Annotated in this window: 3 protein-coding genes; all 3 read right to left on the bottom strand. The window is 48.2% G+C overall.

Going from position 1 to position 3544, the window contains the following annotated elements; translation table 11 throughout:
- Positions 1 to 476 precede the first annotated feature (476 nt).
- Positions 477 to 2372 carry an SUMF1/EgtB/PvdO family nonheme iron enzyme gene (locus O9290_RS08985; RefSeq protein WP_288056371.1) on the bottom strand — a complete coding sequence of 632 codons (1896 nt, stop codon included), beginning with the start codon at positions 2370 to 2372 and terminating at the stop codon, positions 477 to 479.
- Positions 2365 to 2742 (bottom strand): Pepco domain-containing protein, encoded by a 378-nt coding sequence (locus O9290_RS08980; protein WP_288056368.1) that lies wholly within the window; start codon positions 2740 to 2742, stop codon positions 2365 to 2367. The genes O9290_RS08985 and O9290_RS08980 overlap by 8 nt, the downstream gene beginning before the upstream one ends.
- 75 nt (positions 2743 to 2817) lie before the next feature.
- On the bottom strand, positions 2818 to 3273 hold the full coding sequence (locus O9290_RS08975) for an NUDIX hydrolase (RefSeq protein ID WP_106908493.1): 456 nt from the start codon (positions 3271 to 3273) through the stop codon (positions 2818 to 2820).
- Positions 3274 to 3544: the final 271 nt, after the last annotated feature.

Genomic DNA, 3544 nt, shown 5'->3' with positions numbered 1-3544 from the left:
CTTGATAAGGGGGGTGCCGGTAGGCGGGGGGATCCCCCTTGATAAGGGGGGTGCCGGTAGGCGGGGGGATCCCCCTTGATAAGGGGGGTGCCGGTAGGCGGGGGGATCCCCCTTGATAAGGGGGGTGCCGGTAGGCGGGGGGATCCCCCTTGATAAGGGGGCATCTGATAATTTTTAACGCCTACCTACTTATCAATTAACTTTATTATAACAGGATAACTTCTTTCTTTTCTGGGCTGAGATATTTATCAGCGTTTACTATTCTAATAGCAAACTGACCAGCTTTTTGAGCAACTTTACTGCCCATAATATAACACCACCTTCCCAACTGATAACCGATAATTCTTTCATCGCCTTAATAAAATTTAACATTAACGCCATTTTCTCAAAAAAATCGACCCGCCTAAGGGCGGGAAAGAAAAGGAAAAAGAAAAAATAGGGAATGAGGGTAAAAGGGGAAAAAAAGGGGAAAAGGGTTACAGAGTCCTCCCAGCACCGCACACCACCCGAAAACCGAGGATGTTGCTGCCGTTGACGCGGCGGAAGTCGTTGAAGCGGTAAGCGGAACGGCAGTTATCCGGATAGCCGTACCAAGAACCGCCCCGCATAGGAGAACGATTATTATTCCCATTTTCTGTCCAGACACTGCCATCCGTCGGCGCACCATCATAATTACCGTGCCAGGTATCGGCGCACCATTCCCAGACGTTCCCGTGCATATCGTACAGTCCGAAGGCGTTTGGGGGAAACTGTCCCACGGGAGTCGTTTCTTCTCGATATTCTCCCTTCGCTTCTCCGGCGTAGGTTTCGCTGGCACGGTAGTTGGCCAATTTCCCGGTAATGGTTTCCCCAAAGTAGAATGGGGTGGTGGTTCCAGCACGACAAGCGTACTCCCATTCCGCCTCACTCGGTAGTCGGTATTCCCGAACCGTTAGTTTTGATAATCTCGCACAGAACTCGATCGCATCGTACCAGTCGACTTGTTCCACGGGACGGCGATCGCTATCGGGACGGTCTTTAAAATAGGCTGGGTTGAGATCAAGGTCTTTTTCTACTTTTAAGTCGGTACGAGAGGCGATCGCTTTCCACTGGTCCTGGGTGATGGGGTATTTACCCATAAAGAAGGGTGGGACAGTTACTTCATGTTGTGGTCTTTCCCTTCTAAATACTTCCCAATTAAATTTTTTCACCAGTCTTTCGATTTCCTCGTCTTCTGTTCCCATCGTGAAAGTTCCCCCTGGAATGGCGACCATTTCTAAGGTGATGCCGTTGCCCAAATCCTCGCTGAAATATTGGGACTGTTTCGACTCTTTTTTGATTTGCTCACCCTTCGCATTTACTCGCACCACCTCAAAGTTAAATACCTTGAGTCCAGTTTCTTGAGAAAGTTTAGGGGTCGATGACCTATTTCCCTCGGACCCCGTGACGTATTCGCGACCCGTAAAAGGAATCGGAGACCACTGTGACTGTCTTAGAGCGATGCGCTTGATAGCTTCGATCGCATCTAAATCGCCACGAGATGCTCCTAAGACACGAATCCATAACTGTTCAGCTAAGTCAAAATCGTCCCTATTTTCTGCTAAGGAAGCCTGATATTTTAGGGGTTGCACGTCCCTAAGCGTGGCAACTTGTTCTAGCAAAATAAAATAGAGCTTGTGGGGCGGTTCTGCTTTCAGATAGGGATTCTGTCTCGGTTTCCCATATCTAGCGTTAGTTTGCTCGACTTGACGGCGCAGATATTCGTCTAGACGCTCGACCGTAGCACAATTGGCTTCTCCTTGCCGCCGCAATCCTTCCAGCAGCGTATGAGTAAATGAGCCTTGTTGCAACTCATCGATCTCCCAAGATTGCTGATTGGCAGTACAGGAATAAAAGGTTATGACTCCCTGATGCTCCTCTTCTCCAATGCCCAGACCGCCTCGGCTGTCCTCATCTCGACAGGCATCTAACAATAGTACGACGTTATCCGCCCCAGACCGCCGCAGCCGCTCGGTGACATAATCCACCGATACAGCCGTTTCTCTTACATTGCCCGGATCACTATCTGGCAGCATCAGATAGTCTTTGTCTTGATAGCGCCTGCCATGACCAGCAAAGAAAAACCAGAGATTGTCTCCAGACTTAAGCAGGGGAGTCTCGAACTGCTTCTGAAGAAACCGCTTGAGACGACCGTGGGTTAGTTGCGTGGGAATGGGGGGACTAGCAGGAATGGGTGGAGAATCTTCGGTAAAAAGAAATATCCCACTGCGATCGAATCCTCCCTCCCCTTCACACCAAGCTTTGATCGCTTCCGCGTCTTTCTTGGCGTATTTCAGCGGCTTGAGGTTGTCATACTCGTTGATGCCGATCGCTATCACCCAGTTTTTAGCCATCTTTTCTCTTGAACTTAAATGTCATCGCTCCTTTCCCTCCTGCTTTGCTCCCGATCCCAAACAGGCTAACTTGTCCTTCCCCATTAATTTCTACAGACAGTTCCACTTCATCGAGCCGGATTTTAGCACCTGGAGGATCGGCTTCATTGAGCATTTCCCGCATCGCTTTGAGAAAGCCCTGCATTTCTAGCTTCAGTTTGGACACATCCACTTGACTTCTTTCGGTGGCCGCAACTTCGGGCGATTTTTCCTTTCCTTCAAGCCTTCCCCCGGTATCACGGCTACTTCTAGCGCCGGTGGGCGTTTTTTGAAGATCAGAGTCACCCGTAATAATCCATATTTTGCTGGGAGTCGCGATATCTTCGGTCATTGTGTTGATTTCCCCTAAATGTTATCTCACTTGCCTTTAACCAAACTTTCTAATTCCATTATCTTTCCCTCGACATCAAGCCACTACAGTGGCACCCCTGAGATAATCTTCTAGTTGGCGATCGTTATCGTGACTGAGATTGCCTAGAGGTAAAGTTTCGACGCTAAAAGCTCTCACCTCGCTAACTTCTAATGTATCTTTGATCTGAAAATTCCCCGCCGCTGTCACTTCAATTAACACTGAAATGGAGTGAATGCGCGGATCACGCTCAAAAGAGGAATAAACCCCGACTAAACGCCCTAAACTGACTAAATTTAATCCTGTTTCCTCTTTTAATTCCCTTTGAGCAGTATTAAAAATATCTTCCCCCCAATCGACCATTCCCCCCGGTAGGGCCCATTTGCCGGTGTCTCTGCGTCGGATTAAAACAATTGTACCATCAGCAAGCAGCGGAATCATTGTCACCCCAGTTACAGGATGACGAAAGATAATTCCCATCACACTTTTAATAAAATGCCAAACACGACCCATAGGAATTAGGAGATAGGAAGATAGGAAGATAGGAAGATAGGGAGATAGGGAGATAGGGAGATAGGGAAATTTTAACTAATACCCCAAAACCCCAAAACCCCAAAACCCCAAAACCCCTAACAATATCAATCTTGACATCCTCACCGCCGTAAACGGACGGTGATTCCCAAACCTCACGATTTAGGTTTCTGCTTCTTTCCCTTGCGGGGTTCCGCACCTGCCTTAACAGATTTACTCTGTTCTGGTCTTATGGTCGCTCTACAGACTGACA

Origin of the sequence: Microcystis sp. LE19-41.2A (assembly GCF_027530405.1) — a bacterium.
Taxonomy (GTDB): Bacteria; Cyanobacteriota; Cyanobacteriia; order Cyanobacteriales; family Microcystaceae; genus Microcystis; species Microcystis aeruginosa.
Note: the sequence above shows the minus strand (reverse complement) of the source record. Positions and strands in the feature narration are given on the sequence as shown.